Genomic DNA, 15547 nt, shown 5'->3' on the forward strand with positions numbered 1-15547 from the left:
TCGACTCAGAAAATAAGATGATTCAGGTTTACAAAAAGCCGCTACTACTTAGGCTTCTTGGTACCGTACTTCGAACGACCCTGGTTACGACCTTTAACGCCGGAAGTATCCAAGGAACCGCGTACGGTGTGATAACGAACACCTGGCAAGTCTTTTACACGACCGCCGCGGATCAGTACCACGCTGTGCTCTTGCAGGTTGTGGCCTTCACCGCCGATGTACGAGGAAACCTCGAAACCGTTGGTCAGACGCACACGGCATACTTTACGCAGTGCCGAGTTAGGTTTTTTCGGCGTGGTGGTATACACACGGGTGCATACGCCACGACGTTGCGGGCAGTTCTGCAGCGCAGGTACGTCGGATTTCTCGACGATACGCTTACGCGGCTGACGTACCAGCTGGTTGATAGTTGCCATCTACTAGCTCCACTGTTGTCTTGCGACGCTATTGTCTTGCAAGAAAAGCAAAATGGCAGGAACGAATTCCCGCCAAATTTAGGGGTACAAGAGTCTAAAGAGGATCTTGTCCCCAGTCAAGGCAAGGCCCCGACCTCCCCTCGCGTCGAACCGGGGCAAAAATGCCTCGATCCGACGAACGGGAGTGCCAGGGCCCAGACTCATCTATCGCAGAACTCAGTTACCGCTTGAGTTCAGCGCTTCGGTCAGTGCAGCTTCCACTTCACTGGCGCTTACGCGCAGCGGCTTGTCAGCATCACGGCGACGCTTACGCTCGCTGTGGTAAGCCAAACCGGTACCTGCCGGGATCAGACGACCCACGACTACGTTTTCTTTCAGGCCGCGCAGGTAATCGCGCTTGCCGGTTACCGCTGCTTCGGTCAGTACGCGAGTGGTCTCTTGGAAGGAGGCCGCCGAGATGAACGACTCAGTGGACAACGACGCCTTGGTGATACCCAGCAGCACGCGAGTGAACTTGGAGACAAACTTCTCTTCGTTCGCCAGGCGCTCGTTTTCTACCAGTACGTGAGTCAGTTCCATCTGGTCGCCCTTGATGAAACTGGAATCGCCGGATTCAGCGATTTCAACTTTACGCAGCATCTGACGCAGGATGGTCTCGATGTGCTTGTCGTTGATCTTCACGCCTTGCAGACGGTAAACGTCCTGGATCTCGTTAACGATATACTTGGCCAGCGCACTCACACCCAGCAGACGCAGGATGTCGTGTGGATCGCTCGGACCGTCGGAGATAACTTCGCCGCGGTTTACCTGTTCGCCTTCGAACACGTTCAGGTGACGCCACTTCGGAATCAGCTCTTCATACGGATCGCTACCGTCGTTCGGGGTAATAACCAGACGGCGCTTGCCTTTGGTTTCTTTACCGAACGCGATGGTGCCGCTGACTTCAGCCAGAATCGACGCTTCTTTCGGACGACGAGCTTCGAACAAGTCGGCAACACGCGGCAGACCACCGGTGATGTCACGGGTCTTCGAAGTTTCTTGCGGGATACGCGCGATAACATCACCGATCGCGATCTTCGCACCATCCGCTACACCGACCAGGGCGTTGGCTGGCAGGAAGTACTGAGCGATTACGTCAGTGCCTGGCAGCAACAGATCCTTGCCGTTGTCATCGACCATCTTCACGGCAGGACGGATGTCCTTACCAGCAGCTGGACGATCTTTGGCGTCGAGTACTTCAATGTTGGTCATACCGGTCAATTCGTCAGTCTGACGCTTGATCGTGATGCCTTCTTCCATGCCCACGTAGGTCACGGTACCTTTCATTTCGGTAACGATTGGGTGAGTGTGCGGATCCCACTTGGCCACGATTGCGCCAGCGTCGACCTTGTCACCTTCTTTAACCGAAATCACAGCACCGTACGGCAGCTTGTAACGCTCACGCTCACGACCGTAGTCATCAGCGATGGCCAGCTCACCGGAACGGGACACAGCAACCAGGTGACCATCCACTCGCTCAACGTGCTTGAGGTTATGCAGGCGGACGGTACCGCCATTCTTCACCTGAACGCTGTCGGCTGCGGAGGTCCGGCTTGCCGCACCACCGATGTGGAACGTACGCATGGTGAGCTGGGTACCCGGCTCACCGATGGACTGGGCAGCGATAACGCCGACCGCTTCACCGATGTTCACCTGGTGACCACGAGCCAAGTCACGGCCATAGCACTTGGCGCAGATGCCGTAGCGGGTTTCGCAGCTGATCGGCGAGCGAACGATCACTTCGTCGATGCTGTTGAGTTCGATGAACTCGACCCACTTCTCGTCAACCAGGGTGCCGGCAGGAACGATAACTTCCTCGGTACCTGGCTTGAATACGTCACGGGCAATAACACGACCCAATACGCGCTCACCCAGCGGCTCTACAACGTCACCGCCTTCAATGTGCGGCGTCATCAGCAGGCCGTGCTCGGTGCCGCAATCGATCTCGGTTACAACCAGATCTTGTGCAACGTCTACCAGACGACGAGTCAGGTAACCGGAGTTAGCGGTTTTCAACGCGGTATCCGCAAGACCCTTACGAGCACCGTGAGTGGAGATGAAGTACTGAAGTACGCTCAAACCTTCACGGAAGTTCGCAGTGATCGGCGTTTCGATGATGGAGCCGTCCGGCTTGGCCATCAGGCCACGCATACCGGCGAGCTGACGGATCTGCGCAGCAGAACCCCGTGCGCCCGAGTCGGCCATCATGTACATCGAGTTGAAGGACTCTTGGTCAACTTCGTCGCCGTGACGGTCGATGACTTTCTCTTTCGAGAGGTTGGCCATCATCGCCTTGGACACTTCGTCGTTGGCCTTGGACCAAAGGTCGATCACCTTGTTGTACTTCTCGCCCTGGGTTACCAGGCCGGAGGCGTACTGGCTCTCGATCTCTTTCACTTCGTCAGTGGCAGCACTGATGATGCGGGCTTTTTCATCCGGGATAACGAAGTCGTTAACGCCGATGGAAACGCCGGAGATAGTCGAGTAAGCGAAACCTGTGTACATCAACTGGTCAGCGAAGATAACGGTCTCTTTCAAACCAACCACGCGGTAGCACTGGTTGATCAGCTTGGAGATCGCCTTTTTCTTCATCGGCAGGTTGACGACGTCGTACGACAGACCTTTTGGCACAACCTGGTACAACAGCGCACGGCCGACAGTGGTGTCGACGATACGGGTGTTGCTCACGCTGCCGCCGTCACGGTCGTTGACGGTTTCGTGGATCCGCACCTTGACCTTGGCGTGCAGTGCGGCTTCGCCGGCACGGAACACACGGTCAACTTCTTGCAGGTCAGCGAACACACGACCTTCGCCTTTGGCGTTGATCGCTTCACGAGTCATGTAGTACAGACCCAATACAACGTCCTGCGACGGAACGATGATTGGCTCACCGTTGGCTGGCGACAGAATGTTGTTGGTCGACATCATCAACGCACGCGCTTCCAACTGGGCTTCCAGTGTCAGCGGTACGTGCACGGCCATTTGGTCGCCGTCGAAGTCGGCGTTGTACGCGGCACAGACCAGAGGGTGCAGCTGGATAGCCTTACCTTCGATCAGCACCGGTTCAAACGCCTGGATACCCAGACGGTGAAGGGTCGGTGCACGATTGAGGAGAACCGGGTGTTCGCGAATCACTTCAGCGAGAACGTCCCAAACCTCTGGCAGTTCGCGCTCGACCATCTTCTTGGCCGCTTTGATGGTGGTCGCGAGACCGCGCATTTCCAGCTTGCCGAAGATGAACGGCTTGAACAGCTCGAGTGCCATCTTCTTAGGCAGACCGCACTGGTGCAGACGCAGGGTCGGGCCTACGGTAATTACCGAACGACCGGAGTAGTCAACACGCTTACCGAGCAAGTTCTGACGGAAACGACCTTGCTTACCCTTGATCATGTCAGCCAAGGATTTCAGAGGACGCTTGTTGGAGCCGGTGATAGCGCGGCCACGACGACCGTTGTCGAGCAGGGCATCGACCGCTTCTTGCAACATACGCTTTTCGTTGCGCACGATGATGTCCGGAGCGGACAGATCAAGCAGGCGCTTCAAGCGGTTGTTACGGTTGATCACGCGGCGGTACAGGTCGTTGAGGTCGGACGTCGCGAAACGACCACCGTCCAACGGTACCAGCGGACGCAGGTCTGGCGGCAGAACCGGCAGAACGGTCAGCACCATCCACTCTGGCAAGTTGCCGGAACCCTGGAAGGCTTCCATCAACTTCAGACGCTTGGACAGCTTCTTGATCTTGGTTTCGGAGTTGGTTTGCGGAATCTCTTCACGCAGACGACCAATCTCGTGCTCCAGGTCGATAGCGTGCAGCAGTTCGCGGACAGCTTCGGCACCCATGCGGGCATCGAAATCGTCGCCGAACTCTTCCAGCGCTTCGAAGTACTGCTCGTCGTTCAGCAGCTGACCTTTTTCAAGGGTGGTCATGCCTGGATCGATAACGACATAGCTCTCGAAGTAGAGAACACGTTCGATATCACGCAGGGTCATGTCCATCAGCAAGCCGATACGGGACGGCAGCGATTTCAGGAACCAGATGTGGGCAACCGGCGAAGCCAGTTCGATGTGCGCCATGCGCTCACGACGAACTTTGGCCAGTGCGACTTCAACGCCACACTTCTCGCAGATCACACCACGGTGCTTCAAGCGCTTGTACTTACCGCACAGGCACTCGTAATCCTTTACCGGGCCAAAGATCTTGGCGCAGAACAGGCCGTCACGCTCAGGTTTGAACGTACGGTAGTTGATGGTTTCCGGCTTTTTAACTTCACCGAACGACCACGAACGGATCATCTCAGGCGATGCCAACCCAATACGGATGGCGTCGAACTCTTCGACTTGACCCTGGTTTTTCAGCAAATTCAGTAGGTCTTTCAAGGCCTTTCCTCCTGGCGGAGCAGAGAGCGGGCTAAACAGCCCCGCTCTCGATTCGCGTCACGTGTTATTCGGTTTCCAGATCGATATCGATGCCGAGGGAACGAATTTCTTTGATCAACACGTTGAAGGACTCGGGCATGCCCGGCTCCATACGGTGATCGCCGTCCACGATGTTTTTGTACATCTTGGTACGACCGTTCACATCGTCCGACTTCACTGTGAGCATTTCTTGCAGAGTGTATGCAGCACCGTATGCTTCCAGTGCCCAGACCTCCATCTCCCCGAAACGCTGACCACCGAACTGAGCCTTACCACCCAGCGGCTGCTGGGTAACCAGGCTGTACGAACCGGTAGAACGAGCGTGCATCTTGTCGTCTACCAAGTGGTTCAGCTTCAGCATGTACATGTAGCCAACAGTAACCGGGCGCTCGAACTTGTTGCCGGTACGGCCGTCGAACAGCTGCATCTGGCCGCTTTCTGGCAGGTCTGCCAGTTTGAGCATGGCCTTGATTTCGCTTTCCTTGGCACCGTCGAACACCGGGGTAGCCATTGGAACGCCGCCGCGCAGGTTCTTCGCCAGATCCAGGATTTCCTGGTCGGAGAAGGTGTCCAGCTCTTCGTTGCGACCACCGATCTCGTTGTAGATCTCGTGCAGGAACTTACGCAGGTCTGCGACCTTGCGCTGCTCTTCGATCATACGGTTGATCTTCTCGCCCAGACCTTTGGCCGCGAGGCCCAGGTGGGTTTCAAGGATCTGACCAACGTTCATACGCGAAGGTACGCCCAACGGGTTGAGGACGACGTCGACCGGGGTGCCATTGGCATCGTGCGGCATGTCTTCAACCGGCATGATCACAGAGACCACACCCTTGTTACCGTGACGACCGGCCATCTTGTCGCCCGGTTGGATGCGGCGACGGATTGCCAGGTAAACCTTGACGATTTTCAGCACGCCTGGAGCCAGGTCATCGCCCTGCTGCAGTTTGCGCTTCTTGTCTTCGAACTTGTCGTCCAGCAGACGGCGGCGATCAACGATATAGGCCTGGGCCTTCTCGAGCTGCTCGTTCAGAGCATCTTCAGCCATGCGCAGTTTGAACCACTGGCCGTGCTCAAGACCGTCGAGGATTTCGTCGGTGATGTCCTGACCTTTCTTCAGGCCTGCGCCGCCTTCAGCCTTGTGGCCTACCAGAGCGGAACGCAGACGTTCGAAGGTCGCGCCTTCAACGATACGGAACTCTTCGTTCAGATCCTTGCGGATCTCGTCGAGCTGGGTCTTCTCGATGGACAGTGCACGAGCATCACGCTCAACGCCGTCACGGGTGAAGACCTGTACGTCGATAACAGTACCCTTGGTACCGGTAGGTACACGCAGGGAGGTGTCTTTAACGTCGCTGGCTTTTTCACCGAAGATGGCACGCAGCAGCTTCTCTTCCGGCGTCAGTTGAGTCTCACCTTTCGGAGTGACCTTACCGACCAGGATGTCGCCAGCGCCAACTTCAGCACCTACATAAACGATACCGGCTTCGTCCAGCTTGTTCAGTGCAGCTTCACCCACGTTCGGGATGTCTGCAGTGATTTCCTCAGGCCCAAGCTTGGTATCACGCGCCACACAGGTCAGTTCCTGGATGTGGATCGTGGTGAAGCGGTCTTCTTGAACCACACGCTCGGACAGGCAGATGGAGTCTTCGAAGTTGAAGCCGTTCCATGCCATGAACGCGATGCGCATGTTCTGGCCGAGAGCCAGTTCACCCATGTCGGTGGACGGGCCGTCAGCCATGATGTCGCTACGCTGAACGCGATCACCCTTGCTCACCAGCGGACGCTGGTTGATGCAGGTGTTCTGGTTCGAGCGGGTGTATTTGGTCAGGTTGTAGATGTCGACACCGGCTTCGCCAGTTTCTACTTCGTCATCGGCAACACGAACCACGATACGGCTGGCATCAACGGAGTCGATCACGCCGCCACGACGAGCCACGACGCAAACGCCGGAGTCACGTGCTACGTTGCGCTCCATGCCGGTACCTACCAGCGGCTTGTCAGCACGCAGGGTCGGTACAGCTTGACGCTGCATGTTGGAACCCATCAACGCACGGTTGGCGTCATCGTGTTCCAGGAACGGGATCAGCGACGCTGCAACCGAAACTACCTGCTTCGGAGAAACGTCCATCAAGGTGACGTCTTCCGGCGCCTTGACGGTGAACTCGTTCAAGTGACGAACAGCTACCAGCTCGTCGACCAGGACTTTCTTGTCGTTCATCGTGGCCGAAGCCTGAGCGATCACGTGATCAGCTTCTTCGATGGCGGACAGGAATACGATCTCGTCGGTGACCAGGGCGTCTTTCACCACACGGTATGGGCTTTCGAGGAAGCCGTACTGGTTGGTGCGCGCATAGGCAGCCAGGGAGTTGATCAGACCGATGTTCGGACCTTCCGGCGTTTCGATCGGGCATACACGACCGTAATGCGTCGGGTGTACGTCACGGACTTCAAAGCCAGCACGCTCACGGGTCAGACCGCCCGGGCCCAGTGCAGAAACACGGCGCTTGTGGGTGATCTCGGAGAGCGGGTTGTTCTGGTCCATGAACTGCGAAAGCTGGCTGGAACCGAAGAACTCTTTCACCGCCGCAGCCACTGGCTTGGCGTTGATCAGGTCTTGCGGCATCAGGCCTTCGCTTTCAGCCATCGACAGACGCTCTTTGACCGCACGCTCAACACGCACCAGGCCAACGCGGAACTGGTTCTCGGCCATTTCGCCTACGCAGCGAACACGACGGTTACCCAGGTGGTCGATGTCATCGACGATGCCTTTGCCGTTACGGATGTCGACCAAAGTCTTCAATACCGCGACGATGTCTTCCTTGCACAGCACGCCCGAACCTTCGATCTCGGTACGACCGATACGACGGTTGAACTTCATCCGGCCGACCGCAGACAGGTCATAACGCTCAGGGCTGAAGAACAGGTTGTTGAACAGGGTTTCGGCAGCGTCTTTGGTTGGCGGCTCACCAGGACGCATCATGCGATAGATTTCGACCAGCGCTTCCAATTGGTTGCTGGTGGAGTCGATCTTCAGTGTGTCGGAGATGAACGGACCGCAGTCGATATCGTTGGTGTACAGGGTCTCGATGCGAACAACCTGGGCCTTGGCGATTTTGGCCAGGATCTCGGTGTTCAGCTCGGTGTTGCACTCAGCCAGGATTTCGCCTGTAGCCGGGTGAACGATGACCTTGGCGGTAGTGCGACCCAGAACGTAGTCCAGAGGCACTTCCAGCTCTTTGATACCGGCTTTTTCGATCTGGTTGATGTGGCGCGCAGTGATACGACGGCCAGCCTCAACGATGACCTTGCCTTTTTCATCCTGGATGTCCAGGACGGCAATTTCACCACGCAGACGCGAAGCGATCAGCTCCAGCTTGAGGGTTTCATCCTTCAGGCTGAATACGTTGGTGGTATAAAAAGCGTCCAGCACTTGCTCAGTGGTATAGCCGAGTGCGCGCAGCAGTACCGAGGCCGGCAGCTTGCGACGACGGTCGATACGTACGAACACGCAGTCTTTCGGGTCGAACTCGAAGTCCAACCACGAACCGCGGTACGGAATGATCCGCGCGGAGTACAGGAGTTTGCCGGAGCTGTGCGTCTTGCCGCGGTCGTGGTCGAAGAACACGCCCGGGGAACGGTGCAGCTGGGAAACGATTACACGCTCGGTACCGTTGATTACGAAGGTACCGTTCTCGGTCATCAATGGGATTTCGCCCATGTAGACTTCTTGCTCTTTGATGTCCTTGATCGCTTTGTTCGACGATTCTTTGTCGAAAATGATCAAACGGACTTTTACCCGCAAAGGTACGGCGTACGTAACGCCACGTAACACGCATTCTTTGACATCAAATGCCGGTTCGCCCAGGCGATAACCGACGTACTCCAGCGCAGCATTGCCGGAGTAGCTGATGATCGGGAAAACGGATTTGAAGGCCGCATGCAGGCCCACGTCGCGGAACTGATCTTTGGTCGCTCCCGCCTGCAAGAATTCACGATACGAATCCAGCTGGATAGCCAGAAGGTACGGGACATCCATGACGTCCGGCAACTTGCTAAAGTCCTTGCGGATACGTTTTTTCTCAGTATATGAGTAAGCCATCAGCGTTCCCCAGCTTGGTCACCTGCTTGTTTGGCCCCTCCGACGGGAGCAGCCAGAAAATCTTGCAAACCCCATGGTTTGCACCACCGCTTCGGGTGGCTACAGCGCGTTAATGGCGGCGACCGAGTCGACAGCCAAGAACGGAAAAAGGCCGGTGGCAAGAGCCACCAGCCATCAGCCTTCAGCTTAACGCTTGGGCTGGAGACGCAAGGTCGATGCTTACTTCAGCTCGACTTTAGCGCCTGCTTCTTCCAGAGTAGCTTTGGCTTTGTCAGCTGCGTCTTTAGTAACAGCTTCCAGAACCATGGCAGGAGCGCCGTCAACTACAGCCTTGGCTTCTTTCAGGCCCAGACCGGTCAGTTCACGTACTGCCTTGATCACGTTTACTTTCTTCTCGCCAGCTTCGGTCAGCATGACGTTGAATTCGGTTTGCTCTTCAACAACGGCAGCAGCAGCAGCTGGACCGGCGGAAGCAGCGGCAGCGGAAACGCCGAATTTTTCTTCGAAAGCTTTGATCAGCTCAACAACCTGCAGAACCGACATTTCAGCTACGGCGTTGAGGATATCGTCTTGGGAGATAGACATTGCTGTATTTCCTGAATTGGGGGACGGCCTACGCGGCCATCGAAATAAACAAAAATACGCGAGAGAGGTTGCTCAGCCTTAGGCTGCGGCAGCTTCTTTTTGCTCGCGAACTGCAGCCAGAGTACGAGCCAGCTTGCTGGTAGCGCCTTGAATCACGCTCATCAGCTGCGAAATGGCTTCGTCGCGGGTCGGCAGTGTTGCCAGTACGTCGATTTGGTTAGCTGCGAGGAACTTGCCCTCGAACGCAGCTGCCTTGATCTCGAACTTATCCTGACTCTTGGCGAACTCCTTGAACAAACGGGCAGCAGCGCCTGGATGATCTTTAGAGAACGCGATCAGAGTCGGGCCAGTGAACACGTCGTTGAGAACACTGTATTCAGTGTCAGCAACGGCGCGCTTGAGCAGGGTGTTACGTACAACACGTACGTATACGCCAGCTTCACGAGCCTCTTTACGGAGTCCGGTCATAGCGCCTACTGTCACACCACGGGCATCAGCCACGACAGCGGACAGAGCAGCTTTGGCAGCCTCGTTGACTTCAGCGACGATGGCCTTCTTGTCTTCGAGATTAATTGCCACGGGTTTAACTCCTGCTTGTTACCGTTTCATCTGGCCTAGGCCTGATGTCGTTTTGGTGTCTGATTCGGTAAGGAACCGGGAGCACCATCTGCGTAGGCTTGTTGGTTTAAGACTTGCGTCGCCTACGGTCTTGGATAGCCCCCGCCAGGCAGGGACCCCAATCTTTCAATTGGCGCAATTACTTGCGCCAATTTATGTCTTATACGTCCAGCGAGCCTTGGTCGATGACCAGACCTGGGCCCATAGTGGTGCTCAGGGTAACGCGCTTGACATAGATACCTTTCGAGGAAGCAGGCTTGATACGCTTCAGATCAGCGATCAGGGCTTCAACGTTTTCCTTCAGCTTGACGGCATCGAAGCCGACTTTGCCAACGGAGGTGTGAATGATGCCGTTTTTGTCGGTGCGATAACGAACCTGACCAGCCTTGGCGTTTTTAACCGCGGTAGCTACGTCTGGAGTTACGGTGCCGACTTTAGGGTTAGGCATCAGGCCACGTGGACCGAGGATCTGACCCAACTGACCTACAACGCGCATTGCATCCGGGGAAGCAATTACGACGTCATAGTTCAGGTCGCCGCCTTTCATTTCGGCAGCCAGGTCGTCCATGCCAACGCGATCAGCACCAGCGGCCAGAGCAGCTTCAGCAGCTGGGCCTTGGGTGAAGACGGCAACACGTACAGTCTTGCCAGTACCGTGTGGCAGCACAGTAGCGCTACGAACGACCTGGTCGGATTTACGTGGGTCAACGCCCAGGTTCACAGCAACGTCAACAGACTCGCTGAACTTGACAGTCGACAGCTCGGTCAGCAGGGCAGCAGCGTCTACGAAGTTGTAGGACTTGCCCGCTTCGATTTTGCCGGCGATAGCCTTTTGGCGCTTGGTCAGCTTAGCCATTACACACCCTCCACGTTAAGGCCCATGCTACGAGCAGAACCGGCGATGGTACGCACGGCTGCATCCATATCAGCTGCAGTCAGATCCGCGTTTTTGGTTTTCGCGATTTCTTCCAGCTGAGCACGGGTTACAGTGCCAACCTTAACGGTGTTAGGACGAGCGGAACCGCTGGTCAGACCGGCAGCTTTCTTCAGCAAAACCGAAGCCGGGGTCGACTTAGTTTCGAAGGTGAAGCTACGGTCGCTGTATACAGTGATGATCACTGGAGTCGGCAGACCTGGCTCAAGACCCTGAGTACGGGCGTTGAAGGCCTTGCAGAATTCCATGATGTTCACGCCGTGCTGACCCAGAGCTGGACCGACGGGTGGGCTAGGGTTGGCCTGAGCGGCCTTCACTTGCAGCTTGATGTAAGCGGTAATCTTCTTGGCCATGAGGCACTCCAATTACGGGTTCAAACGCCTCGAAAGGCTCCCCGGTTACTTGCGCGTTTATCCCAGTGACGACAAAACCCCACAGCCTAGGCTGCGGGGTTGGGATGCTTGTCCTGCTAGACCTTTTCGACCTGGCTGAACTCCAACTCTACCGGGGTAGAGCGACCGAAAATGAGCACTGCCACTTGGATCCGGCTCTTTTCGTAGTTAACTTCTTCGACGGTACCGTTAAAATCAGCGAACGGACCGTCTGTAACGCGAACAACCTCACCCGGCTCGAACAATGTCTTCGGCTTGGGCTTGTCGCTACCGTCAGCAACACGACGCAGAATTGCTTCCGCCTCTTTGTCGGTGATCGGAGCAGGCTTGTCGGCAGTACCGCCAATAAAGCCCATGACGCGAGGGGTATCCTTGACCAAGTGCCAAGTACCTTCGTTCATGTCCATCTGTACCAGCACGTAGCCAGGGAAGAACTTGCGTTCGCTTTTGCGCTTCTGCCCATTCCGCATTTCAACCACTTCTTCAGTGGGAACCAGAATTTCGCCGAAGCCATCTTCCATGCCTGCCAGCTTTACGCGCTCCAGCAAAGAGCGCATAACATGCTTCTCGTAACCCGAGTAAGCATGCACAACGTACCAACGCTTAGCCACGGGACACCCTTAGCCAACAATCAAGGAAACAAGCCAGCCGAGCAGGGAGTCAAGCCCCCACAACAGCAACGCCATAACCAGAACAACAGCCACGACAATCAATGTGGTCTGAGTGGTTTCTTGGCGAGTCGGCCAAACGACTTTACGGATTTCGGTGCGAGCTTCCTTAACCAGTCCCGCGAAGGACTTGCCTTTGGCAGTCTGCAGGCCTACAAAGGCAGCTACAGCAGCGAGGGCAAGCAAAGCGAGTACACGGTACAGGATCGGCGAAGCAGAATAGTACTGATTGCCAACAACGCCTACGACCACCAAGGCGACTACAGCGAGCCACTTTACCAGATCGAAACGAGAGCTTTGAGCTTCAGCCTTAGGAGTCATCTATGAAGATCCTGTGAAAAGAAAGCCAGACACACCACGTGAATCTGGCAGGTCAGGAGGGAATCGAACCCCCAACCTACGGTTTTGGAGACCGTCGCTCTGCCAATTGAGCTACTGACCTAAAACAAAATCAGGCCGACCATTATGCAGGCCTGAAAAAGACTTTACAACAACCAACCCCACAAGACCTGAAACACCGAACAACATTCAAGCCGAGGCAGCTGTTAAAACAAAGGCAGATATTTTCATATCTGCCTTGTCATATGGAGCTCTTGAGCGGATTTGAACCGCTGACCTCACCCTTACCAAGGGTGTGCTCTACCAACTGAGCTACAAGAGCGAAACACCTTGCACAACCTGCAAACTTGGAGCGGGTAGCGGGAATCGAACCCGCATCATCAGCTTGGAAGGCTGAGGTTCTACCACTAAACTATACCCGCGGAGCTTGCAGCTCACGCTAAAAATGGTGGAGGGGGAAGGATTCGAACCTTCGAAGTCGTAGACGTCAGATTTACAGTCTGATCCCTTTGGCCGCTCGGGAACCCCTCCTAAGCGAGCCGGCATTTTACATCACGCCGACCTTCTGTCAAGCATTTTCTCATTTAAATTATGAGGTTAGCTGCATTGACGGTAGCTTCGCACTGTAGCCCTTAAAGGTCTTCACTGCGAAGCGGGCGCCATTCTATGCAAACTATTCGAGAGTTGCAATGCCTTCGCACAGCATTATTTTATGTTTTAACTCATTGAATTCATTAGCAAGGCTTTCAAAGGGCAGATCGTCAGCCAGGCGACGGCTTTCAGGGGCCACACGCAACCAATAACCCGAGGCGCTCTGTGCATTCAGCAACTGGACCGTGACCTTTATATCCAGGCTCGTGAGCCTCTGCTCAAGAGAAGAGGCTTGGCGTCGATCCGAGAAACCGCCGATGTACAAGCAGGTATTCTGCGCCTCCGCCGACCTCGCTCGATCACGCCGAGCCACCGCATCTGCCGACTCACTCAAGAGGCGAATATCTTGCTGCGCTCCTCGATGGAGATTCAAGGGCGTGACATCCTTGGCCCGCAATGGCGCCTCTTGCTGATGCCAGACGTAATAAAAAACATTGAGAACCAGTAAAAGTAAAAACAGCCAGCGCATAATCACCTCAAGACAAAGGACACGCCATCGCCAAACCAACAAACACCAGGTCCGGGACCAGCCGAGCCTGCGGCGCAGCATCCCTGACCAGGTCGGCATCGCCTCCAGTGAGGAAGACCGTGAAATCCTCCCCCCAATAGCCTCGCGCCAACTCGAGCTGAGTCAGCACGAAACCTCTAAGCATGAGCGTACAACCACGCTCGACGGCCTCTACGGTCGTGCGACCTGGAGAGAGACGCTCCAGCGCCCGCTCAGCGGCCGCGTCGTCATAACGTATCTTGCGAGTATGGGTTCGCAGTTGATTACGCATAAGCGGCATACCCGGGCAAATAAACCCCCCCAGGTGCTCACCGTCCGGACCGATAAAATCTGCGGTCGCCGCCGTACCAAAATCGAGTACCAGACATGCACCTGACGCCAACTTGAACGCGCCTAGCATGGCCAGCCATCGATCCATTCCTAGGCGCTGGAAGTCTTCGTAGCCGTTGCGTACTCCGCTCATTTCTCGAGCAGAGGTGGCACAGGAAACAGCAACGCCAAATGCCCCTACCAACGCTGCTATCAACTTATCGGTCTCCTCAAGCGCGCGAACACTCACCAACCGACAACGCGTGAGCAATAGACCAGGCAAAGCCACCAAACTGTCGATCAGCGCAATATCCGAACCTGCGATGCCTTCGGCGCGGACACTTGCATCACTCGACTCAAGAACACGCCACTTGATAAAGCTATTTCCACAGTCGAGCTCAAGAATCATCACGCAACCTCAGACTTAGCTCACCACCGCTGTATATTTTCTCAACGCCACCGACATCCAAACGCAACGCGCCCTGACAATCCACACCGAGCACAACCCCATCAATCCGATTGACACCCGCGATAAGCGACACACACTTCCCTTGCCACGCGTGATGCTGCTGCCATTCTGCTTGCAGCCCGGCAAAACCCGCAGCCTTGTGTCGGTCCAGGTAGGCTTGTAGTTGCAAGCCCAGTCGCGCCACCAGGTGATTGCGATCAACAGAAGAGCCCGTCTCGAGCTGCATCGAGGTCCACTGCTGATCAACCTCTACAGCCTTCTGCATATTCACATTGATACCTATCCCTAGCACAACGTGACAGATATCTGCGGGATCTCCCACCAACTCAAGCAAGATGCCTGAGATTTTCTTGTGCCCAACCAGGACGTCGTTTGGCCACTTCAAAGCTGCGCCCTCCACGCCCGACTCACGCAGAGCCTGCAGGACTGCCAACCCCACCACCAGACTCAGCCCTTCCAGTTGCCGCAGGCCGCCCTCAACACGCAATACAAGGCTGTAGTAAACGTTTTGCGCAAATGGACTGACCCATTTGCGGCCTCGTCGCCCCCTACCAGCCGTCTGCTGCTCCGCTAGCACAATAAAAGGAGCCGCACTGCCCGCATCGACAAGACGTAAAGCCTCAGCATTAGTGGAGTCAATGGAGTCGAAAATGTGAACGGGCCAAGCCAAGGAAGCCGCCCTCTGAGAAATTTCCTGCGCATTCAAAAACATCAATGGCGCAGCCAATCTATATCCGCGCCCCCGGATCTTATGAATGGGGAGATTCAATTCTGCCTCAAGATGCTGAAGCTGCTTCCACACGGCACTGCGACTGACGCCTAGGGCGGCACCAAGCGCTTCTCCAGAATGAAAGCGACCATCTTTCAGAAGTTTCAACAACGTCAGCATGCACATATCGCCTCAGAATGAGGCACGCATGATAGCCATGCGCAGGGTCATTGCATAGAAAGGCTGGATATCAGTCATGATCGACGCCCCACCAGATTTTCGAGCGCCCAAAACAAAACCCCAACTGCTTTCGCAATTGGGGTTTCGGAATTTAATCTTGACGATGACCTACTCTCACATGGGGAAACCCCACACTACCATCGGCGATGCATCGT

General features: G+C 55.6%; 12 protein-coding genes and 4 tRNA genes. All 16 read right to left on the minus strand.

The features are described 5' to 3' along the window. Positions 1–44: 44 nt before the first annotated feature. On the minus strand, positions 45–416 hold the full coding sequence (gene rpsL, locus ACP7CZ_RS26450) for a 30S ribosomal protein S12 (protein ID WP_002555494.1): 372 nt from the start codon (positions 414–416) through the stop codon (positions 45–47). 216 nt (positions 417–632) lie between these two features. After that, positions 633–4832, minus strand: coding sequence for a DNA-directed RNA polymerase subunit beta' (rpoC, locus tag ACP7CZ_RS26455; RefSeq protein ID WP_003194653.1), 4200 nt, complete (start codon positions 4830–4832; stop codon positions 633–635). 64 nt (positions 4833–4896) lie between these two features. Then, positions 4897–8970, minus strand: a complete 4074-nt coding sequence (rpoB, locus tag ACP7CZ_RS26460; RefSeq protein WP_010206926.1) for a DNA-directed RNA polymerase subunit beta — start codon at positions 8968–8970, stop codon at positions 4897–4899. 219 nt (positions 8971–9189) lie between these two features. After that, positions 9190–9555, minus strand: a complete 366-nt coding sequence (gene rplL, locus ACP7CZ_RS26465) for a 50S ribosomal protein L7/L12 (protein ID WP_020302454.1) — start codon at positions 9553–9555, stop codon at positions 9190–9192. Positions 9556–9633: 78 nt separating this feature from the next. Beyond that, the gene (rplJ, locus tag ACP7CZ_RS26470) at positions 9634–10134 is read right to left on the minus strand and encodes a 50S ribosomal protein L10 (protein WP_003232405.1); all 501 of its coding nucleotides are present in this window, start codon (positions 10132–10134) and stop codon (positions 9634–9636) included. A 199-nt stretch (positions 10135–10333) separates the two neighbouring features. Then, positions 10334–11029 (minus strand): 50S ribosomal protein L1, encoded by a 696-nt coding sequence (rplA, locus tag ACP7CZ_RS26475; RefSeq protein WP_003176434.1) that lies wholly within the window; start codon positions 11027–11029, stop codon positions 10334–10336. Continuing rightward, positions 11029–11460, minus strand: a complete 432-nt coding sequence (gene rplK / locus ACP7CZ_RS26480) for a 50S ribosomal protein L11 (RefSeq protein WP_003176435.1) — start codon at positions 11458–11460, stop codon at positions 11029–11031. The genes rplA and rplK overlap by 1 nt, the downstream gene beginning before the upstream one ends. Before the next feature lie 116 nt (positions 11461–11576). Continuing rightward, a complete protein-coding gene (gene nusG / locus ACP7CZ_RS26485) occupies positions 11577–12110 on the minus strand; it encodes a transcription termination/antitermination protein NusG (RefSeq protein ID WP_003176436.1) in 534 nt (177 codons plus the stop codon). A 9-nt stretch (positions 12111–12119) separates the two neighbouring features. Next, positions 12120–12488: a preprotein translocase subunit SecE gene (gene secE, locus ACP7CZ_RS26490; RefSeq protein ID WP_294182451.1), complete on the minus strand. Its 369-nt coding sequence runs from the start codon at positions 12486–12488 to the stop codon at positions 12120–12122. Positions 12489–12533: 45 nt separating this feature from the next. Next, positions 12534–12609, minus strand: a tRNA-Trp gene (locus tag ACP7CZ_RS26495). 143 nt (positions 12610–12752) lie between these two features. Beyond that, a tRNA-Thr gene (locus tag ACP7CZ_RS26500) sits at positions 12753–12828 on the minus strand. A gap of 26 nt (positions 12829–12854) precedes the next feature. Next, positions 12855–12928, minus strand: a tRNA-Gly gene (locus ACP7CZ_RS26505). A gap of 24 nt (positions 12929–12952) precedes the next feature. Beyond that, positions 12953–13037 (minus strand) — tRNA-Tyr (locus ACP7CZ_RS26510). 142 nt (positions 13038–13179) lie between these two features. Continuing rightward, complete coding sequence (locus ACP7CZ_RS26515; protein WP_054896953.1) at positions 13180–13626, minus strand: hypothetical protein; 447 nt, start codon at positions 13624–13626, stop codon at positions 13180–13182. Between the two features lie 7 nt (positions 13627–13633). Then, positions 13634–14383, minus strand: coding sequence for a pantothenate kinase (locus ACP7CZ_RS26520; protein ID WP_054896954.1), 750 nt, complete (start codon positions 14381–14383; stop codon positions 13634–13636). Beyond that, the gene (birA, locus tag ACP7CZ_RS26525) at positions 14373–15332 is read right to left on the minus strand and encodes a bifunctional biotin--[acetyl-CoA-carboxylase] ligase/biotin operon repressor BirA (RefSeq protein WP_054918205.1); all 960 of its coding nucleotides are present in this window, start codon (positions 15330–15332) and stop codon (positions 14373–14375) included. Before birA ends, ACP7CZ_RS26520 begins: the two co-directional genes overlap by 11 nt. Positions 15333–15547: the final 215 nt, after the last annotated feature.

Origin of the sequence: Pseudomonas sp. DWP2-2, from assembly GCF_049897065.1 — a bacterium.
In the GTDB taxonomy this organism is placed as follows: Bacteria; Pseudomonadota; Gammaproteobacteria; order Pseudomonadales; family Pseudomonadaceae; genus Aquipseudomonas; species Aquipseudomonas paracarnis.

Bases quoted from the DNA above. Each gene is read 5' to 3' on its own strand.
- rpsL (WP_002555494.1), bottom strand. From the start codon at position 416: ATGGCAACTATCAACCAGCTGGTACGTCAGCCGCGTAAGCGTATCGTC.
- rpoB (WP_010206926.1), bottom strand. From the start codon at position 8,970: ATGGCTTACTCATATACTGAGAAAAAACGTATCCGCAAGGACTTTAGC.
- rplL (WP_020302454.1), bottom strand. From the start codon at position 9,555: ATGTCTATCTCCCAAGACGATATCCTCAACGCCGTAGCTGAAATGTCG.
- rplA (WP_003176434.1), bottom strand. From the start codon at position 11,029: ATGGCTAAGCTGACCAAGCGCCAAAAGGCTATCGCCGGCAAAATCGAA.
- rplK (WP_003176435.1), bottom strand. From the start codon at position 11,460: ATGGCCAAGAAGATTACCGCTTACATCAAGCTGCAAGTGAAGGCCGCT.
- secE (WP_294182451.1), bottom strand. From the start codon at position 12,488: ATGACTCCTAAGGCTGAAGCTCAAAGCTCTCGTTTCGATCTGGTAAAG.
- ACP7CZ_RS26515 (WP_054896953.1), bottom strand. From the start codon at position 13,626: ATGCGCTGGCTGTTTTTACTTTTACTGGTTCTCAATGTTTTTTATTAC.
- ACP7CZ_RS26520 (WP_054896954.1), bottom strand. From the start codon at position 14,383: ATGATTCTTGAGCTCGACTGTGGAAATAGCTTTATCAAGTGGCGTGTT.
- birA (WP_054918205.1), bottom strand. From the start codon at position 15,332: ATGCTGACGTTGTTGAAACTTCTGAAAGATGGTCGCTTTCATTCTGGA.